Annotated in this window: 19 protein-coding genes; 5 read left to right on the top strand and 14 right to left on the bottom strand. The window is 39.5% G+C overall.

The genetic code is table 11. From position 1 onward, the window contains the following. Positions 1-79: 79 nt before the first annotated feature. The 4 genes from D8837_RS01700 to malQ all read right to left on the bottom strand — a co-directional run bounded on the left by D8837_RS01700 (position 80) and on the right by malQ (position 6,073). The gene (locus D8837_RS01700) at positions 80-976 is read right to left on the bottom strand and encodes a helix-turn-helix domain-containing protein (RefSeq protein ID WP_125455987.1); all 897 of its coding nucleotides are present in this window, start codon (positions 974-976) and stop codon (positions 80-82) included. Positions 977-1,125: 149 nt separating this feature from the next. Beyond that, positions 1,126-2,028, bottom strand: coding sequence for a helix-turn-helix domain-containing protein (locus tag D8837_RS01695; RefSeq protein WP_125455986.1), 903 nt, complete (start codon positions 2,026-2,028; stop codon positions 1,126-1,128). 243 nt (positions 2,029-2,271) lie between these two features. Then, entirely contained in the window at positions 2,272-4,530 is a 2,259-nt protein-coding gene (gene glgP, locus D8837_RS01690) for a glycogen/starch/alpha-glucan family phosphorylase (protein WP_125455985.1), read from the bottom strand. A 25-nt stretch (positions 4,531-4,555) separates the two neighbouring features. Next, positions 4,556-6,073 (bottom strand): 4-alpha-glucanotransferase, encoded by a 1,518-nt coding sequence (malQ, locus tag D8837_RS01685; protein WP_125455984.1) that lies wholly within the window; start codon positions 6,071-6,073, stop codon positions 4,556-4,558. A 479-nt stretch (positions 6,074-6,552) separates the two neighbouring features. Between malQ and D8837_RS01680 the strand changes: the two genes are divergently transcribed. The 5 genes from D8837_RS01680 to D8837_RS01660 all read left to right on the top strand — a co-directional run bounded on the left by D8837_RS01680 (position 6,553) and on the right by D8837_RS01660 (position 12,010). Beyond that, the gene (locus D8837_RS01680) at positions 6,553-7,824 is read left to right on the top strand and encodes an extracellular solute-binding protein (RefSeq protein WP_125455983.1); all 1,272 of its coding nucleotides are present in this window, start codon (positions 6,553-6,555) and stop codon (positions 7,822-7,824) included. 110 nt (positions 7,825-7,934) lie between these two features. Continuing rightward, a complete protein-coding gene (locus D8837_RS01675; RefSeq protein ID WP_185755638.1) occupies positions 7,935-9,227 on the top strand; it encodes a carbohydrate ABC transporter permease in 1,293 nt (430 codons plus the stop codon). 1 nt (position 9,228) lies between these two features. Then, on the top strand, positions 9,229-10,071 hold the full coding sequence (locus D8837_RS01670) for a sugar ABC transporter permease (RefSeq protein WP_004249658.1): 843 nt from the start codon (positions 9,229-9,231) through the stop codon (positions 10,069-10,071). A 142-nt stretch (positions 10,072-10,213) separates the two neighbouring features. Beyond that, the gene (locus tag D8837_RS01665; RefSeq protein ID WP_125455981.1) at positions 10,214-11,014 is read left to right on the top strand and encodes a DUF1189 domain-containing protein; all 801 of its coding nucleotides are present in this window, start codon (positions 10,214-10,216) and stop codon (positions 11,012-11,014) included. Between the two features lie 9 nt (positions 11,015-11,023). Further along, positions 11,024-12,010: a LacI family DNA-binding transcriptional regulator gene (locus D8837_RS01660; RefSeq protein WP_024057519.1), complete on the top strand. Its 987-nt coding sequence runs from the start codon at positions 11,024-11,026 to the stop codon at positions 12,008-12,010. A 29-nt stretch (positions 12,011-12,039) separates the two neighbouring features. Here D8837_RS01660 and D8837_RS01655 read toward each other — a convergent pair whose 3' ends face one another. The 10 genes from D8837_RS01655 to D8837_RS01610 all read right to left on the bottom strand — a co-directional run bounded on the left by D8837_RS01655 (position 12,040) and on the right by D8837_RS01610 (position 18,634). Then, positions 12,040-12,981 carry a YitT family protein gene (locus tag D8837_RS01655; RefSeq protein WP_125455980.1) on the bottom strand — a complete coding sequence of 314 codons (942 nt, stop codon included), beginning with the start codon at positions 12,979-12,981 and terminating at the stop codon, positions 12,040-12,042. Further along, complete coding sequence (gene aspS, locus D8837_RS01650; protein WP_084887285.1) at positions 12,959-14,722, bottom strand: aspartate--tRNA ligase; 1,764 nt, start codon at positions 14,720-14,722, stop codon at positions 12,959-12,961. Before aspS ends, D8837_RS01655 begins: the two co-directional genes overlap by 23 nt. Before the next feature lie 156 nt (positions 14,723-14,878). Continuing rightward, positions 14,879-15,109, bottom strand: a complete 231-nt coding sequence (locus D8837_RS01645) for a hypothetical protein (protein WP_000832184.1) — start codon at positions 15,107-15,109, stop codon at positions 14,879-14,881. Between the two features lie 17 nt (positions 15,110-15,126). Further along, positions 15,127-15,768, bottom strand: a complete 642-nt coding sequence (locus D8837_RS01640; RefSeq protein WP_125386718.1) for a CPBP family intramembrane glutamic endopeptidase — start codon at positions 15,766-15,768, stop codon at positions 15,127-15,129. 9 nt (positions 15,769-15,777) lie between these two features. Further along, positions 15,778-16,476 (bottom strand): ABC transporter permease, encoded by a 699-nt coding sequence (locus tag D8837_RS01635; RefSeq protein WP_125386719.1) that lies wholly within the window; start codon positions 16,474-16,476, stop codon positions 15,778-15,780. Next, positions 16,469-17,293: an ABC transporter ATP-binding protein gene (locus D8837_RS01630; protein WP_125386720.1), complete on the bottom strand. Its 825-nt coding sequence runs from the start codon at positions 17,291-17,293 to the stop codon at positions 16,469-16,471. Before D8837_RS01630 ends, D8837_RS01635 begins: the two co-directional genes overlap by 8 nt. A gap of 10 nt (positions 17,294-17,303) precedes the next feature. Next, on the bottom strand, positions 17,304-18,044 hold the full coding sequence (locus tag D8837_RS01625) for a DUF3169 family protein (RefSeq protein ID WP_185755637.1): 741 nt from the start codon (positions 18,042-18,044) through the stop codon (positions 17,304-17,306). Between the two features lie 2 nt (positions 18,045-18,046). Next, entirely contained in the window at positions 18,047-18,244 is a 198-nt protein-coding gene (locus tag D8837_RS01620; protein ID WP_185755636.1) for a hypothetical protein, read from the bottom strand. Next, the gene (locus D8837_RS01615; RefSeq protein ID WP_125386723.1) at positions 18,231-18,428 is read right to left on the bottom strand and encodes a hypothetical protein; all 198 of its coding nucleotides are present in this window, start codon (positions 18,426-18,428) and stop codon (positions 18,231-18,233) included. The genes D8837_RS01620 and D8837_RS01615 overlap by 14 nt, the downstream gene beginning before the upstream one ends. After that, positions 18,428-18,634 carry a helix-turn-helix transcriptional regulator gene (locus D8837_RS01610; RefSeq protein WP_001176233.1) on the bottom strand — a complete coding sequence of 69 codons (207 nt, stop codon included), beginning with the start codon at positions 18,632-18,634 and terminating at the stop codon, positions 18,428-18,430. Before D8837_RS01610 ends, D8837_RS01615 begins: the two co-directional genes overlap by 1 nt. Positions 18,635-18,640: the final 6 nt, after the last annotated feature.

Below are 18,640 nucleotides of genomic sequence, written 5' to 3'. Positions count from 1 at the left end.
TAACAGTATATCCCTTACGAGAGTAAAAAAACAGGACATAAATGTCCACTGACATTTATGTCCTGTTTTTAAATTGAAATTATGGAAAATCCTTATTTTTTTCCTCTATCACTCGATTTTTAAAATTTATGTCATTCAAAAATTCTGCCCCATTGATAGCTTTTTCATAGTATTGCAGGGCTTTTTCTTTATCTTTTTCTCCGTATAAGTAATATTTTGCTTCAATGAAGTCTACAGTTGGTTTTAAACTAGTATCACCGATGTCAATCATAATTTCTCTTAACATACTCAATATTTCAGGTATAAATTCATGATAATCGATGTCAAGCTGATAAAGTACTAAACCTATTAGTACCCTTTGAAGCAAGTGAATATAGTTTGTATCATCATAGTTTGTTTGAGATACAATATTTAGACAAACTTTTTTTAAAGTTATTTCATCTCGTTCTGATTTAACAGCTAGAGATAAAAAATATAAGTACAATATCAGTAGATCATTTGTCGAATATTCTGTTCGTAACATTGTTTGTTCAAAATATTCCTCAATTAAACCTTCTCCAAATTCGGCATTTTCAGAAACATATACATCATCAATAGCTTGTAGAACCTCAACTGCTACTTGCTCATCTTCAGGAAGTTGGTCATAAAAACGTTCCTGAATTTCTTCAAAGATAGCTTCACGTTGGCGGATTTTTTCTTCATCGCCATGAATAGATTGACGAATCAACTTCGTTTTTAATTTTAAATACTCTTTAGGAACAATTAGTAAGCCTTCATCAATTAACTGAGATATCGGAACCCCTAACACTCCAGCTATATAGTCTAGTTTAGCTAAACTGGGCAAGTTATTTCCTGTTTCAATTCGGCCCAACTGACGAACAGTAAGTTCTTTTTCATCTCCACAAAAGGCTTCCCTACTCAAGCCTTTTTCAGTCCGTAAGGTACGAATTCGTTTTCCTATTTCTAAATTTTTCATCTCATTCCTCTATCAATAGACTTTTGCACACAAAAAATAAAAGTAGTTATGACTATTTGTTATCAACTATTACTTCAAATATATTAAATTCTTACTGAAAAGCTACTTAGACTGCTTATCAGCCACCCCCACAATGAACAAAGAGTTTTTTACATATCTGGAAACTCTTCTTTCATCTCCTCTATCACTCGATTTTTGAAATTTATATCATTAAAAAATTCTGCTCCACTGATAGCTTTTTCATAGTATTGCAGGGCTTTTTCTTTATCTTTTTCTCCATATAAGTAATATTTAGCCTCAAAGTAGTCTACCGTTGGTTTTAAGTTTGAATCTTGAATTTCCATCATAATTTCTCTTAGAAAACTAAAAATGACGGAGATCTCTTCGTAGTATTCGTTCCTCAATTGATACAACACTATTGCAATTAATACTCTTTGTAACAGATGCATGTAAGTATTATCTGAACAGTCAATTATGGTCACGATGTTATTTCTTACTTTTTTTAAAACGTCATCATTTCGTTTAAAACTAATAGCATTTGATAAAAAATATAAATATAAGATCAATAAATCATTTACAGAATACTCCGTTTGTAGCAAAGTTTGATTGAAATATTCCTCAATCAAGCCCTCTCCAAATTCAACATTTTCGGAAACATATACATCATCAATAGCTTGTAGAACCTCAACTGCTACTTGCTCATCCTCAGGGAGTTGATCATAAAAATGTTCCTGAATATCTTCAAAGATAGCCTCACGTTGGTGGATTTTTTCTTCATCTCCATGAATAGATTGACGAATCAACTTCGTTTTTAGCTTTAAATACTCTTTGGGAACAATTATCATGCCTTCATCAATTAACTGAGACATCGGAATTCCTAGCACTCCAGCTATATAATCTAGTTTCGCTAAACTGGGCAAGTTATTTCCTGTTTCAATTCGACCCAACTGACGAACAGTAAGTTCTTTTTCATCTCCACAAAAGGCTTCTCTACTCAGTCCTTTTTCAGTCCGTAAAGTACGAATCCGTTTCCCTATTTCTAAATTACTCATAATAAGCCTCTTCAAATTCTAATTTGATATTCAAACAACTACTTGTATACGTTTCCATTTTAACACACTTTCCTACAATTTTCAGAAAAAATAATTATAACGAATAGTTTTAAGCAACTATCTTATATAAGTGCCCCATTTCAATAAAGTATCTGAGGTTTATTTCTACTCAAGTATTCAAAAAAAGCGAATTTCAATCGAAATTCGCTTTATATGAAAGTGTATTAGTATAAATCTTGTATCTTAGTTCAAGTGCCAGATATCTTCATTATACTGAGCGATTGTACGGTCAGATGAGAAGAATCCTGCTTTAGAAATGTTAACGATAACTTTATCCAACCATGCGTCACGGTCTTCGTAGTCAGCCAACATTTGCTCTTTGACTTTGATGTAGTCTTCCAAATCAAGAAGAGTCATGAACCAGTCTTTGTTAATCAATTCATTGTAAAGACGTTCCAAGCGCTCTTTGTTTCCAGCTGCAAGAACTGCATCGCTAACGATGAAGTCAACCAATGGTTTGATAGCTTTACGAGCATAGAATTCGCTTGATTTGTAAGCTGCTTTTGCGTAAAGGTCGATAACAGTTTCTGAATCTTCACCAAAGATGTAGATGTTTTCGTCGCCAACCAACTCAGCGATTTCCACATTGGCACCGTCCATAGTACCAAGAGTCAAAGCTCCGTTCAACATGAATTTCATGTTACCAGTACCTGAAGCTTCTTTAGAAGCAAGTGAGATTTGTTCTGAGATATCACATGCTGGGATAAGGAAGCTTGCTGCAGTAACGTTGTAGTTTTCAACCATAACTACTTGCAAGTGTGGAGCTACTGCTGGATCGTTAGCAATAACTTCTGACATGCAAAGGATCAAGTGGATGATGTCTTGAGCAATTGTGTAGGCTGGAGCTGCTTTACCACCAAAGAAGATTGTGATTGGGCGAGCAGGGATGTTACCAGCTTTGATGTCAAGGTATTTGTGGATTACGTACAAAGCGTTCATTTGTTGGCGTTTGTACTCGTGAAGACGTTTGATTTGAATATCAAAGATAGAGTTTGGATTGATTTCCACACCTTGGTGTTCTTTCAAGTGACGAGCCAATTTACGTTTGTTGTGAGCCTTGATGCTTTCCAATTTTTCTTTGACAGCTGCTTTGTCTTCATAAGACAAAAGTTTTTCAAGCTCATCTGCTTCATGGTGCCAACCTTCTCCAAGAATCTCATCCAAGTAGTGAGACAAGCTTGGGTTAGCATGCATAAGCCAACGACGGAAAGTGATACCGTTTGTTTTGTTGTTGAATTTTTCTGGGTAAAGGTCGTAGAAGGCTTTCAACTCAGAGTTCTTCAAGATTTCAGTATGAAGTGCTGCAACCCCGTTAACGCTGTATCCGTAGTGGATATCCATGTGAGCCATGTGAACACGTCCGCTCTCATCGATGATTTGAACAGCTGGATCTTTGTATTCTGCTTTCACGCGACGGTCCAATTCTTCGATGATTGGTACCAAGTGAGGAACCACTTCTTGCAAGAATTCAAGAGGCCATTTTTCAAGCGCTTCAGCAAGGATTGTGTGGTTAGTGTAGGCAGTCATGCTACGAACGATTGAGATTGCTTCGTCAAGCTCGATACCACGTGCAGTCAAAAGACGGATCAATTCAGGGATAACCATTGATGGGTGAGTATCGTTGATTTGGACAACTGCGTAGTCAGCAAGGTCATGCAAGTTGCTTCCTTTTTCGATTGCTTCGTCGATGATCAATTGCGCACCGTTTGAAACCATGAAGTATTGTTGGAAGATACGGAGCAATTCACCTTGACGGTCACTATCATCTGGGTAAAGGAAGAGAGTCAAGTTGCGAGCGATATCTGTCTTGTCAAAGCTGATACCGTCTTTAATAATAGAAGAATCAACTGAATCCAAGTCAAACAAACGCAAGCGGTTCTTCGTTTCTGTCTTGTAACCAGGAACATCAATATCATAAAGAGTTGATGTCAAAGTAAAGTCTGCAAATGGTACTTGGTAGCTACGGCTTGAGCGAACCAACCAGTTTTGCTCTGTCAACCATGCATTTGGAATTGTTTCTTGTTGGTTGTTTTTAAGAACTTGTTGGAAAAGACCAAAGTGGTAGTTAAGACCAACACCGTCACCATTCAAACCAAGAGTCGCAATTGAGTCGATAAAGCAAGCAGCCAAACGTCCCAAACCACCATTACCAAGAGATGGTTCCAATTCAACTTCTTCAACTTCGATCAAGTCTTTACCTGCAGCAGCAAGTTCTTTTTTAACATCGTCGTAAAGACCAAGGTTGATCAAGTTGTTTGACAAGAGTTTACCAATCAAGAACTCAGCTGAGATGTAGTAAACTTTTTTCTTACCAGTGTTAACTGGTTTTTGGCTGCTAGCAAGCTTGCTGTAGTTAAGAAGAGCAAGGTAAAGCTCTTCATTGCTACATTCTGCAATGGCTTTATTGTAACGATTTTGTACAAATTCTTGTAGTGATAACATGTTTAAGGTGTCTCCTGATATTGTATTATTTCTTTAAATCTACCAAATTTTCATTGATTCGGCGATAGATTGTTGTCAAGTCAAGCAAGCCTTCCTCGACAGCTGGTGTCAATTGATCTTCAGTCATACGCCAAGACCAGTTTCCACCAAGGGTAGATGGGAAGTTCATACGAGCTGCCTCATCCAATTCTAGCAAATCTTGCATGGTTGCAATTGCCATGAAGCTAACTGATGAAAAGACTGTGCGAAGCATAGCGTGTGGCACTGTTTCGTATTCTTTACGGTTAGTATAGCGAGCCATGTACTCACGAGTCGCATCATCGATCTCGTTACGGTACCAACCAAGGACCGTATTGTTATCGTGTGTTCCTGTGTACATAACTGAGTTAGCAGGTGCCAAGTGTGGGCTATCGATACTTTCATCTTCTGGGTTGAAAGCAAATTGAAGAATCTTCATTCCTGGGAACCCAGTACGTTCACGTAATTCGATAACTTCATCAGTCATGAAGCCAAGGTCTTCTGCGATGATGTTTAGCTCACCAAGTTCTTCCTTAACAGCTGCAAAAAGCTTGTAGCCAGGACCTTTGACCCACTCACCAGGTGCTGCTGTATCGGAACCAGCAGGGATTTCCCAGTAAGATTCGAAACCACGGAAGTGGTCGATACGAACGATGTCGTAGATTTTGAAGCTTTCACGCAAGCGCTCAATCCACCATTTGTAACCGTCTTTGTCCATTGCTTCCCAGTCATAGATTGGATTACCCCAAAGCTGACCAGTTGCAGAAAATTCATCTGGTGGGCATCCTGCGATGCAAGTCGCCTTACCGTTGACATCTGTCTTAAAGAGATGTGGATTTGCCCACATATCGCTTGAATCTTCCGCTACATAGATTGGCATGTCCCCAACGATTTCGATGTGGTTGTCGTTCGCGTAAGCTTTCAATTTCAACCATTGTTGGAAGAAGAAGTATTGAGTCACACGGTGGTAAACCAACTTGTCTGCCAATTGCTTACGGTAGCTTTCAAGCGCTGAAGCTTTACGAGCACGAGCATCAGCATCTGGCCATTCAGTCCAAGCAAGATTGTCAAAATGCTCTTTGATAGCCATATACTCTGCAAAGAGTTCAAGCCATGATTGGTTGTCTTGAGCAAATTTCTCAAAATCTTTAACATCTCCTACTTCCAAGAAACGTTTTACCGCTTTTTCTAAAAGAGGACGACGTGCATAGTAGATTTTCGCATAATCAACTTCAGACGCATCGCTACCAAAGTCAACTCCTTCAAGGTCACTTGCTTGCAACAAGCCTTGCTCTACCAAGATATCCAAATCGATAAAATGAGTGTTCCCTGCAAAGGCTGAGAAAGATTGGTAAGGAGAATCTCCATAACTAGTTGTTCCTAGTGGAAGGATTTGCCAGTAACGTTGTTTAGTACGAACCAAGAAATCAACGAAGTCATAAGCACTTTGACCAAATGATCCGATTCCGTATGCTCCTGGAAGAGAAGAAATGTGCATCAACACACCACTTTGACGTTTTTTCATAATAAGCACCTCATGTGTTTATAGTTAGATATTACATTTTTACGAACGCAAACGTTTGCGCTATTACTAGTATAGCTTATTTTCTTGATAAATGCAAGCGGTTTTAAATAACTTTTTTGATTATTTTTAAAAAATTTTTTCTTCTTACTCGTATATATATTCTTTCAGGAAGCAAACAAAATAGGAATAAGGGTTTCACTTATCTTATTAAGCAAAAATAAAGTGAGAATCCTCTCTACTTTCCATTTGTAAATTAGGCAATCGTTTTCTCAACTTTTTTTAAAATTTAAAATAAAAGCAATTTTTTGATTTTCTACTATTATAAACAAATAAAACGCTTACCCTTTTCGTGAAATTTTTTTAAAATTTTTACAAAAAACACTTGCAACCGCTTTCCGATTGTGCTATACTAGTCCCGTAAAGGAAAACGTTTGCGTTTCCTCATTATAAAATTTGTTATTCTTTAGGAGGAATACACTATGTCATCTAAATTCATGAAGAGCGCTGCTGTTCTTGGAACTGCTACACTTGCTAGCTTGCTTTTGGTAGCTTGCGGAAGCAAAACTGCTGATAAGCCTGCTGATTCTGGTTCATCTGAAGCCAAAGAAATCACTCTTTACGTTGAAGACCAATACAAAGCTTATGCTGAAACAGTTGCTAAAGCTTATGAAAAAGAATCAGGAACAAAAGTTAACATCAAATCTGGTGACCAAATGGGTGGTCTTGACAAACTTTCTCTTGACAACCAATCAGGTCAAGCTCCTGACGTTATGATGGCTCCATACGACCGTGTAGGTAGCCTTGGTACTGACGGACAACTTTCAGAAGTGAAATTGAGCGACGGCGCTAAAACAGATGATAAAACTAAATCTCTTGTAACAGCTGCTGACGGTAAAGTCTATGGTGCTCCAGCTGTTATCGAATCACTCGTTTTGTACTATAACAAAGACTTGGTAAAAGAAGCTCCAAAAACTTTTGCTGATTTAGAAAACCTTGCTAAAGACAGCAAATACGCTTTCGCTGGTGAAGATGGCAAAACTACTGCCTTCCTAGCTGACTGGACAAACTTCTACTACGCATACGGACTCCTTGCTGGTAACGGTGCTTACGTATTCGGACAAAACGGTAAAGATTCTAAAGACATCGGTCTTGCAAACGACGGTGCTATTGCAGGTATCAACTACGCTAAATCTTGGTACGAAAAATGGCCTAAAGGTATGCAAGATACTGAAGGTGCTGGAAACTTGATCCAAACTCAATTCCAAGAAGGTAAAACAGCTGCTATTATCGATGGACCTTGGAAAGCTCAAGCATTCAAAGATGCTAAAGTAAACTACGGTGTTGCTACTATCCCAACTCTTCCAAACGGAAAAGATTACGCAGCATTCGGTGGTGGTAAAGCTTGGATCATCCCATCAAGCACTAAGAACCTTGAAGGCGCACAAAAATTTGTAGACTTCCTAGTTTCAACTGAACAACAAAAAGCATTCTACGATAAAACTAACGAAATCCCAGCTAACACTGAAGCTCGTTCATACGCTGAAGGTAAAAACGATGAGTTGACAACAGCTGTTATCAAACAGTTCAAGAACGCTCAACCAATGCCAAACATCTCTCAAATGTCTGCAGTTTGGGATCCAGCGAAAACTATGCTCTTTGATGCTGTAAGTGGTAAGAAAGATGCGAAAACAGCTGCTAACGACGCTGTTACATTGATCAAAGAAACAATCAAACAAAAATTTGGTGAATAAAAAATTTGTTCAAGGGGGGTGGAATTCAAATCCCCCTTTGAATTTATCAATAAGAAACATATATAGTTTAGGTTTTGATTGAAAACCAGTATCCTATGAAAGGAGTTATTATGGAAAAGCAACAACCTAGTAAAGCAGCCCTGCTGTCTATCATTCCTGGGTTAGGACAGATTTACAATAAACAAAAAGCCAAAGGTTTTATCTTTCTTGGTGTAACCATTGTATTTATCCTTTATTTCCTAGCACTTGCATCCCCTGAATTAAGCAATCTCATCACTCTTGGTGACAAGCCAGGTCGTGATAATTCCCTCTTCATGCTGATTCGTGGTGCCTTCCATTTAATCTTTGTAGTCGTTTATGTACTCTTTTATTTCTCAAATATTAAAGATGCACATACAATCGCAAAACGTATTAACAATGGAATTCCAGTACCACGTACCCTCAAAGACATGATCAAAGGGATTTATGAAAATGGCTTCCCTTACCTCTTGATCATTCCATCTTATGTTGCCATGACTTTTGCGATTATCTTCCCAGTTATCGTAACCTTGATGATTGCCTTTACCAACTACGACTTCCAACACTTGCCACCAAACAAATTGTTGGACTGGGTTGGTTTGACCAACTTTACGAACATCTGGAGTTTGAGTACCTTCCGTTCTGCCTTTGGTGCCGTTCTTTCTTGGACTATCATCTGGGCTTTGGCTGCCTCAACTTTACAAATCGTCATCGGTATCTTCACAGCTATCATTGCTAACCAACCATTTATCAAAGGAAAACGTATCTTTGGTGTTATTTTCCTTCTTCCTTGGGCTGTTCCAGCTTTCATCACTATCTTGACATTCTCAAATATGTTTAACGATAGTGTCGGAGCCATCAACACTCAAGTCTTGCCAATCTTGGCTAAATTCCTTCCTTTCCTTGATGGTGCTCTTATTCCTTGGAAAACAGATCCAACTTGGACAAAAATTGCCTTGATTATGATGCAAGGTTGGCTTGGATTCCCATACATCTACGTTTTGACCTTGGGTATCTTGCAATCTATTCCTAACGACCTTTACGAAGCCGCTTATATTGACGGTGCCAATGCTTGGCAAAAATTCCGCAACATCACTTTCCCAATGATCTTGGCTGTTGCGGCACCAACATTGATCAGCCAATACACCTTCAACTTTAATAACTTCTCTATCATGTACCTCTTCAATGGTGGAGGACCTGGTAGTGTCGGAGGTGGAGCTGGTTCAACCGATATCTTGATTTCATGGATCTACCGTTTGACAACAGGTACATCTCCTCAATACTCAATGGCGGCAGCTGTTACCTTGATTATCTCTATCATTGTCATCTCAATTTCTATGATCGCATTCAAGAAACTACACGCATTTGATATGGAGGACGTCTAAGATGAATAACTCAATCAAACTCAAACGTAGACTGACTCAAACCCTCACTTACCTCTACTTGATTGGCCTCTCAGTCGTAATTATCTATCCATTGTTAATTACTATTATGTCAGCCTTCAAGGCAGGTAACGTCGCAGCCTTTAAACTAGATACTAACATCGACTTCAATTTTGATAACTTTAAAGGGCTCTTCACTGAAACCTTGTACGGTACTTGGTACCTCAACACTTTGATTATCGCCTTGATTACCATGGTTGTTCAAACAAGTATCATCGTACTTGCTGGTTATGCCTACAGCCGTTACAACTTCTTGGCTCGTAAACAAAGTTTGGTCTTCTTCTTGATTATCCAAATGGTGCCAACCATGGCCGCTTTGACAGCCTTCTTCGTTATGGCACTTATGTTGAACGCCCTTAACCACAGCTGGTTCCTCATCTTCCTTTATGTTGGTGGAGGTATCCCGATGAATGCTTGGCTCATGAAAGGTTACTTCGATACAGTACCTATGTCTCTAGACGAATCTGCAAAACTAGACGGTGCAGGACACTTCCGCCGCTTCTGGCAAATTGTTCTTCCACTTGTTCGCCCAATGGTTGCCGTACAAGCTCTCTGGGCCTTCATGGGACCTTTCGGAGACTACATCCTCTCTAGTTTCTTGCTTCGTGAGAAAGAATACTTTACTGTTGCCGTAGGTCTCCAAACCTTCGTTAACAATGCGAAAAACTTGAAGATTGCCTACTTCTCAGCAGGTGCTATCCTCATCGCACTTCCAATCTGTATTCTCTTCTTCTTCCTACAAAAGAACTTTGTTTCAGGACTTACAAGTGGTGGCGACAAGGGATAATATATCCCCGCCACCCTTTTTCATTTTAGAGCTTGTGACTATAAAACTATCCTTGTAGCAAGCAATTTGTCTCCTAGACTTGAAATAAAGCACTTTTCTCTATATAATACTCATATAGAAAACACCTTTTAGAAAGATACCTATGCTTCCATATCCATTTTCCTATTTTTCAAGTATTTGGGGATTTCGTAAGCCCCTGTCCAAACGTTTCGGGCTCAACTGGTTTCAGCTTCTCTTTACCAGTATCTTCCTTATCAGCTTGTCTATGGTACCTATTGCCATTCAAAACAGCTCACAGGAGACTTATCCGCTAGAAACCTTTATCGATAATGTCTATGAACCATTGACAGACGAGGTTGTCCAGGATCTCTCTGAACATGCTGCAATTGTTGATGGCAAATTAACTTATACAGGAACAGCTAATCAAGCCCCTTCTGTTGTGATTGGTCCAAGTCAAAGCAAGGAATTACCTAAGGACCTGCAATTGCATTTCGATACAAAAGAACTGGTCATCAGCAAGGAAAATAAGGAACTGACCCGTATCTCTTACCGAGCGATTGAGACTGAGAGTTTCAAAAGCAAGGACAGCTTGACCCAAGCAATTTCTAAAGACTGGTACCAGCAGAATCGTGTCTATATCAGTCTCTTCCTAGTTCTCGGTGCCAGCTTCCTCTTTGGTTTGAATTTCTTTATTGTCTCTCTAGGAGCTAGTCTTCTTCTTTATATCACTAAGAAATCACGCCTCTTTTCATTTAGAACCTTTAAAGAGTGCTACCATTTTATCTTGAACTGTTTAGGATTGCCAACTCTGATTACGCTTATTTTGGGATTATTTGGCCAAAATATGACAACCCTCATCACTGTACAAAACATTCTTTTTGTTCTATATCTGGTCACTATCTTTTATAAAACGCATTTCCGTGATCCAGATTACCATAAATAGGAGATTTTTATGCCCGTTACGATTAAAGATGTGGCCAAGGCTGCTGGTGTTTCGCCTTCAACCGTAACCCGTGTTATTCAAAATAAATCAACCATTAGCGACGAAACAAAAAAACGCGTTCGCAAGGCTATGAAGGAGCTCAATTACCACCCCAACCTCAACGCTCGTAGTTTGGTAAGCAGTTATACCCAAGTTATCGGCTTGGTCCTTCCTGACGACTCAGACGCCTTCTATCAAAATCCTTTCTTCCCATCTGTCCTCCGTGGTATCGCTCAAGTCGCTTCTGAAAACCACTATGCTATTCAGATTGCAACAGGTAAAGATGAAAAAGAGCGCCTTAAAGCAATTTCACAAATGGTTTACGGCAAACGTGTGGATGGTTTAATCTTCCTTTATGCCGAAGAGGAGGATCCCTTGGTCAAGCTAGTCGCTGATGAGCAGTTCCCCTTCCTCATCCTAGGAAAATCCATTTCACCCTTCATCCCTCTTGTCGATAATGACAATGTCCAAGCTGGTTTTGATGCAACCGAATATTTCATCAAAAAAGGCTGCAAACGAATTGCTTTTATTGGAGGAACTAAGCGACTCTTCGTAACGCAAGACCGTTTAACAGGCTATGAGTCAGCACTCAAACAATACCAACTTCCTATTGATGGAAATTTGACCTATTTTGCAACGGAATTCCTTGAAGAAAAAGGATACCAATTTAGTAAACTCCTTTTTCAGCATGACCCACAGATTGATGCGATCATTACAACCGATAGCCTCCTAGCCGAAGGGGTCTGTGACTATATTGCTAAGCACCAACTGGATGTCCCTGTTCTCAGCTTTGACTCGGTCAATCCTAAGCTCAACTTGGCGGCCTATGTTGATATCAATAGCCTAGAACTGGGGCGTGTTTCTCTTGAAACCATCCTCCAGATTATCAACGATGCTAAAAGCAATAAACAAATTTGTTACCGTCAGTTAATCGCCCACAAAATTATCGAAAAATAAAAACCAGCTCGCGCTGGTTTTTTTGGTTACTAATTCTCTGTTTCAACGAATCGTCCCAGAATATGAACATTCTCAGATACAGAGACAAAGGCGCTTGGATCCACCTGTTTCATAATCTGTTTAAATTCATTAAACTCTGCACGTGTAATGACAGTAATTAAAACTGCCTTTCTTTCGTGATTATAGGTTCCTTCTGCATCGTGGATCATGGTCGCTCCGCGGTGCAATTTTTTATGGATTTTTTCAATTACCTTCTCTGGATGATTAGTCACAATCATAGCCTGCATGCGTTTTTGCTTAGTAAAGACAGCGTCTGTCACACGGCTAGAGACAAAGATAGTAATCATAGAGTAGAGAGCGTATTTCCATCCAAAGGTCAAACCTGCTATCAGCATGATAGTCCCATTTACCAAGAAAGAAATACTACCGACATTCTTACCCGTTTTCTTGCGAATGGTTAGGCTGACGATATCCGTCCCACCACTTGAGATATTGTTTCGAAGAGCGAAACCAATCCCCAAGCCCATGACAACACCCCCAAAAAGGGCATTGATAATGGGATCCTCCGTTAAGGTCGCCACAGGGACAAACTGGATAAAGAAGGAACTCATGGAAACCGTAATAAAGGTAAAGATCGTAAACTTATGGCCAATCTGATACCAAGCCAAGACCATCAAGGGAAAATTAATGGCGTAGAAGGTCAGCGAAATCGGAATGTGAAAACCAAACCAGTGATTACTCAAGGCAGAAATAATCTGTGCCAGACCTGTCGCACCACTCGAATACACATGCCCCGGTTGGAAAAAGAAATTGACCGCTACTGCTGATAAAAAACCATAGACCAGAGAGGCCGAAATCTTCTCATCATATTTTTCGCGAGAGATGCTTTGTAAGACACGTAAAATTTTTATCTGATGAGCAAAGCGGCGCAGATAATAGCGCCACCGCTTAATTCGTTTTGCTTGTTTCATCTTCTTCTACTTGTAAGCTGAGTTCCTCTAGTTGTTTGAGCGCTACTGTTGAAGGAGCTTGTGTCATTGGATCAGTTGCCTTGTTATTCTTAGGGAAGGCAATGACTTCACGGATATTTTCTTCTCCTGCTAAGAGCATGACAAATCGGTCAAGCCCGATAGCCAAGCCACCATGTGGTGGGAAACCATAGTCCATGGCTTCAAGAAGGAAACCAAACTGGTCATTTGCTTCTTCAGCTGAGAAACCAAGAGCCTTGAACATACGTTCTTGAAGGTCTTTTTGGTTGATACGAAGACTACCACCACCAAGCTCATAACCGTTCAAGACGATATCGTAAGCAATGGCACGAACCTTAGCCAAATCACCTTCTAATTCGTGAGCAGTCTCTTCCTGTGGAAGTGTGAACGGATGGTGGGCGCTCATGTAGCGACCTTCTTCTTCAGACCATTCAAACATTGGCCAGTCAACTACCCAAAGGAAGTTGAACTTATCATTATCAATCAATCCAAGCTCTTTGGCGATACGTCCACGAAGGGCACCGAGTGTTGCATTGGCCACTTCAAGCGTATCTGCCACAAAGAGAACCAAGTCCTTATCTTCAAGAGCAAGCGCTGTTGTCAATTCTGCTTGGATGCCTGTCAAGAACTTAGCAACTGGTCCGTTTAATTCTCCATCAACCACCTTGACCCAAGCAAGACCTTTGGCACCATATTGTTTGGCTACTTCCGTCATCTTGTCGATGTCTTTACGTGAGTAGTTGTCCGCTGCGCCTTTGACTACAATTGCTTTTACAGCAGGTGCTTCTGAAAAGACTTTGAAGTCAACACCTTTAACCACTTCTGTTAAGTCCTGAAGCAACATGTCAAAACGGGTATCTGGCTTGTCAGAACCGTAAAGAGCCATAGCATCATCATATTTCATACGAGGGAATGGAAGCGTCACTTCGATGCCTTTAGTTTCTTTCATCACGCGCGCAATCAATCCTTCTGTGATATCTTGGATTTCTTGCTCAGTAAGGAAAGATGTTTCCAAGTCGACCTGGGTAAACTCAGGCTGGCGGTCACCACGCAAGTCCTCGTCACGGAAACATTTAACGATTTGGTAGTAACGGTCAAAACCAGCATTCATCAAGAGCTGTTTCGTGATTTGTGGACTTTGAGGAAGAGCATAAAAATGCCCTTTATTGACACGAGATGGTACCAAATAGTCACGCGCCCCTTCAGGCGTTGACTTAGAAAGGAATGGTGTCTCCACGTCGATAAACTCCAACTCATCCAAGTAGTTGCGGATAGAGTGGGTCACCTTAGCACGAAGTTTAAGATTTTCCAACATTTCTGGACGACGAAGGTCAAGGTAACGGTAACGCAAACGCGTATCGTCATTAGCCTCAATACCATCCTTAATCTCAAATGGGGTTGTCTTAGCTGTATTAAGCACTGTCAGAGCTGTCACGTTTAACTCAACTGCACCAGTTGGTAACTTATCATTGGCTTGCTCACGCGCAGCAACCTGACCTGTCACCTCGATGACAAATTCGCTACGAAGGCTTTCAGCTGTTGCCATGACCTCTGCAGATACTTTTTCAGGGTTGATAACCAACTGCATGATTCCTTCACGGTCACGAAGATCGATAAAGATCAAACCACCAAGGTCACGACGACGGCCAACCCATCCTTTCAAGGTTATTTCTTGTCCGATGTGTTCCTCACGAACACGACCAGCATACATACTACGTTTCATGTTTTCTCTCCTCTTTTATTCTGTTACTATTTTACCATAAAAGCGCAGGCTCTTCATGAAAATCAGCAGAAAAGTTTGCCTGACTTTAAAAATCAAGTGAAGACTCTAAAAATTAATGCCAATACAAAAATCCGATGAAAATATCACCGGACTCTCTTATTTTGAATTTTTGCCTGCTTTACGCTTTTCAGCAATTTCGGCTGCCTTTCGAGGCAAGACAATTTCCGTTGTGTAAGCTGTCCCAAAGCGCAAGACACCTGCAATAGGGGCAAAGACAACTGCTAGATAGTTGTAGAAGAAATCGCCCTTAAAGGCATAAGCTAGCGCCCCAATGATGAAAAATAGAACAACTGCTTGAATCACTGCTAATAAAATTACTCGTTTCATGTGACCTCCTGACTCTATTATAGCATGAGAATCATCAAAAAGCCGACTAAATTATTCAAAGCGTGGAGAGAAATACTGTAGACCAGACCTTTTCTGCTAATATAAGCCAAGCCCAAACTAAAACCAAGGCTAAAATAGACAAAAAATTGTTGCACATCACCTGGGAAATGAATCAAGGCAAACAGAACACTGGATACCAGAAGAAAAATCAGAGTTTGTTTACTATTGTCCTGCTTAGGAAAGAGGTAGCGTGCTAACATCCCTCTAAAGATAAGTTCTTCCGTCAAAGGAGCAAAGACCACCACCATAAAGAAACCAAATGCAGGCTGTTCCACTGTCAGTTGAGATACGATTTGTTGACTGACCGACGGATCTTCTGGTAAAAAGAACTGGGCTGTAATAGCCACTAGCAAAACCAGAGTAGGCAACCAGATATGACGATTAAAAGCAGTCGTCTGGATGCTAACCTTTTCTGTCTGATACCATCTGTAAACTCCATAAACATAGGCTCCTGACAGGGCGATATAAAGTGGTAAGACTCCAAAGATTGAAGCCCCTAGTCCAAGAGCTGACAGAGCCATGCTCTGAACCAGACCATAGATAAAGTAAAAGGATAGAATGGCTAGAAGAAACCAGCCAAGGTTTTTAAGTAGTTTCATAAATAACTCCTATCTTGCTTTATAGCTATTTTTCAATACAAAGAAGTTTGCTATTCCTAATACAAGTACCCAGGCAAGTAACATACCGATGTTAGAAAAAGATATTTCTCCACCTTTTTTATTTAAAAGATTTACAATAGGACCGACGAACGAGTAATCTAACACTTTCTGAGCCGTATCATTTTGAAGAGCAATTATAGGTAAAAAAGAGACAATTAACATAGGGAAGATACTATAAACTTGCGCTTTAGATTGAGTATCTGACACCGCACCGATTAGAAGGTTGAGAAAAATAATACTAATAGTTGCTAGGAGCAAATAGATAACGTAAGCAAATAAATAACCAGATACATCTACTCTAAGATAGATGGGAAGTACAATCATAGCAAGTAACATTATCAGAATAGGGAGAACAAGCATACTGAAAGTATATTCTGTTGCTGTCACACCACTTAGGATGAGTGATTTAAGATTTCGTTTTTCCTTATCTTCTGCCATCATAATCGATACCATATAACCACTTCCCATGCTCAAGACCATCGTCAAGCTAGAAGATAGTAAAAATAGGCTCAATTGTCCATTCTTATTTAAAAATTCATTATATAAAACAGCAATACCAAAAGGTATCAATAAAGTCGCTAACAAAGTTGAATTGCTAATAAGAACTTGCACTCTTAACCATAGTAGGGCATTTAATTTTCTAAACATCTAACTTTTCTCCTGTCAATCTGATAAAGATTTCTTCTAGTGTCGGCTCACAAGAGTGAACCACCATCAAATCTGTCGTGTCTAATTGTGGTAATTCTTCAAATGGAACGATCTGTTCTCGTCCATCATTATAAACCACACGTACTTTCTTATCCACATGGTACTTCTGGATGATATCTTGCGGACTTCCATACTCTATTAGGTTACCCTTATTCAAAAGAGATAAGCGATCACAAAGCAGAGTTGCTTCATTCATATCATGCGTGGTCAGAAAGATAGTTGTCCCCGCCTGCTTTAATTCTTGAAGTAGGGTATGAATCATCTTAGATGTTGTAGGGTCTAAGCCACTGGTTGGCTCATCTAGAAAGAGAATCTTAGGAGCATTCAGAAGGGCACGGGCCAAGAACATTCGTTGTTTCATTCCTGTAGATAACTTTTCTGCGATAATATCTTTAGCATCTGCCAATCCAACCTGTTGGAGCACCTGAACTACTCTATCTGACTTGAGACCATATAACTTAGCGTAAATGAGCAGATTTTTGTAAAGACTCATCTTTTCATAAAAACCACTGCCATCACTAACTATACCGATTTGTTCCAAATCATTTGAAGTTAAATCTTGAGAATTCTTACCTAACAAAATTGTGTTACCTTGATCTGCAGCCAACTGACCTGTTAAGACATTGATCATGGTTGTTTTACCTGAGCCAGAAGGGCCAAGAAAACCAAAGATTTCACCCTCCTTAATCTCAAAAGAAATCTGGTGAAGAGCTTTTTTGCTCCCAAAACTTTTGCTTACATTTTCAACACGAATCATAGAAACTCCTTTATTTGAAATAACGTTTTACCATAGGTAACTGCATCACATTGATATAAATATGGATTGCTCCTACAAGCAAGAAGGCTAGTAACTGAATCTCTCCTGTCAGTAAGGAAAAGAGATCGATCAAAAAGTAGAGACCCGGCAAGACATACTGATTTAATTGGAATAAAATTCGAAAACTCTGTTCCAAATTAGCCTGACGCTCCCCTTCATCATAAGAATTTACGTACTCTAAGACATCCTTGGGAGTTGAGAAAAACTCCAAATCAAACTGACGAACGATTGCAATGGTTTTATATAGATATTTTTGAGCACTGAAAATCATCACTAATGCCAAAAAAGAAAGAGATAAGGTTATATAGCTAATATTTAGTACAACTACTTCACTACCTGAGATGAAAAGAGCTAATAAAATCACTACGCCTGCACTATTAAAAGCAATAGTTCCAAACTCGAGATTACGATACATTTGTACATAATAGCTTTCATTCAGATCATCGTCCATTTCCTCTTGATACAAGGAGTGAAATTTTCTACTTTTCTTTAAGAAATTGAACGTCAAAAACATACTAATGAAACCTAACAGTAAGCAAATAGATGATATCCATGGAATCACGGTTTTGACATCTAAAATGGTTCCGTGTTTTTCGGTATAGGTCTGAAACATCCCTGCAAACATGCCCAAGAAGCCTCCCAAGATAAAAGCCATTAAAAATAACAATACACGTTTCTTTTTCTTTTTCATATTCATTCTCCTTTTTCACTTGCTAGATTTTTTGATTTCTTTTCAATCCATTCAATTACTGGTATGAGGGCAAAATAGGCCCAAACAAATTTGTTACTTTGATAGGGACTAAACCAGCCTAGGTCCATCCCAATCAGTAGAAATACGCTGACTAATAGAGCTATGGCAACTACATAATAAATCACTTTATACTTGTTCATCATTTCTCTCCTTTTTCTCCTTTTTCTTCAACCGATTGAAAATGGACAAGAGGACTAAGTTAATCCAAAACAAATACTTACTTTCAACAAAATAGAACCAACCCAGTAATGTTCCAATCATAGCAAATGCATTCACAATAAGGGCAAGAACACTCATAAAATAAACCACCCTATACATGTTCATCACTCATCCTCCTCCAAGCGAAATACCGATTCGACTGTTTCGTTGAAAATCTGAGATATTTTCAAGGCAATCACAACGGATGGGGTGTATTCGTCCCGTTCTAATAGGCTAATGGTCTGTCTGGAAACCTCTGCTAGCTTGGCTAGTTCGGTTTGATTGAGGCCATCGCGAGCCCGCAGCTCTTTTAAACGATTTTTAAGTTGCATGTCACA

The organism is Streptococcus mitis, from assembly GCF_003942965.1.
In the GTDB taxonomy this organism is placed as follows: Bacteria; Bacillota; Bacilli; order Lactobacillales; family Streptococcaceae; genus Streptococcus; species Streptococcus mitis_BH.
This window is presented reverse-complemented; position numbering and strand designations above follow the sequence as displayed.

Bases quoted from the DNA above. Each gene is read 5' to 3' on its own strand.
- D8837_RS01700 (WP_125455987.1), bottom strand. From the start codon at position 976: ATGAAAAATTTAGAAATAGGAAAACGAATTCGTACCTTACGGACTGAA.
- D8837_RS01695 (WP_125455986.1), bottom strand. From the start codon at position 2,028: ATGAGTAATTTAGAAATAGGGAAACGGATTCGTACTTTACGGACTGAA.
- glgP (WP_125455985.1), bottom strand. From the start codon at position 4,530: ATGTTATCACTACAAGAATTTGTACAAAATCGTTACAATAAAGCCATT.
- malQ (WP_125455984.1), bottom strand. From the start codon at position 6,073: ATGAAAAAACGTCAAAGTGGTGTGTTGATGCACATTTCTTCTCTTCCA.
- D8837_RS01680 (WP_125455983.1), top strand. From the start codon at position 6,553: ATGTCATCTAAATTCATGAAGAGCGCTGCTGTTCTTGGAACTGCTACA.
- D8837_RS01675 (WP_185755638.1), top strand. From the start codon at position 7,935: ATGGAAAAGCAACAACCTAGTAAAGCAGCCCTGCTGTCTATCATTCCT.
- D8837_RS01670 (WP_004249658.1), top strand. From the start codon at position 9,229: ATGAATAACTCAATCAAACTCAAACGTAGACTGACTCAAACCCTCACT.
- D8837_RS01665 (WP_125455981.1), top strand. From the start codon at position 10,214: ATGCTTCCATATCCATTTTCCTATTTTTCAAGTATTTGGGGATTTCGT.
- D8837_RS01660 (WP_024057519.1), top strand. From the start codon at position 11,024: ATGCCCGTTACGATTAAAGATGTGGCCAAGGCTGCTGGTGTTTCGCCT.
- D8837_RS01655 (WP_125455980.1), bottom strand. From the start codon at position 12,981: ATGAAACAAGCAAAACGAATTAAGCGGTGGCGCTATTATCTGCGCCGC.
- aspS (WP_084887285.1), bottom strand. From the start codon at position 14,722: ATGAAACGTAGTATGTATGCTGGTCGTGTTCGTGAGGAACACATCGGA.
- D8837_RS01645 (WP_000832184.1), bottom strand. From the start codon at position 15,109: ATGAAACGAGTAATTTTATTAGCAGTGATTCAAGCAGTTGTTCTATTT.
- D8837_RS01640 (WP_125386718.1), bottom strand. From the start codon at position 15,768: ATGAAACTACTTAAAAACCTTGGCTGGTTTCTTCTAGCCATTCTATCC.
- D8837_RS01635 (WP_125386719.1), bottom strand. From the start codon at position 16,476: ATGTTTAGAAAATTAAATGCCCTACTATGGTTAAGAGTGCAAGTTCTT.
- D8837_RS01630 (WP_125386720.1), bottom strand. From the start codon at position 17,293: ATGATTCGTGTTGAAAATGTAAGCAAAAGTTTTGGGAGCAAAAAAGCT.
- D8837_RS01625 (WP_185755637.1), bottom strand. From the start codon at position 18,044: ATGAAAAAGAAAAAGAAACGTGTATTGTTATTTTTAATGGCTTTTATC.
- D8837_RS01620 (WP_185755636.1), bottom strand. From the start codon at position 18,244: ATGAACAAGTATAAAGTGATTTATTATGTAGTTGCCATAGCTCTATTA.
- D8837_RS01615 (WP_125386723.1), bottom strand. From the start codon at position 18,428: ATGAACATGTATAGGGTGGTTTATTTTATGAGTGTTCTTGCCCTTATT.
- D8837_RS01610 (WP_001176233.1), bottom strand. From the start codon at position 18,634: ATGCAACTTAAAAATCGTTTAAAAGAGCTGCGGGCTCGCGATGGCCTC.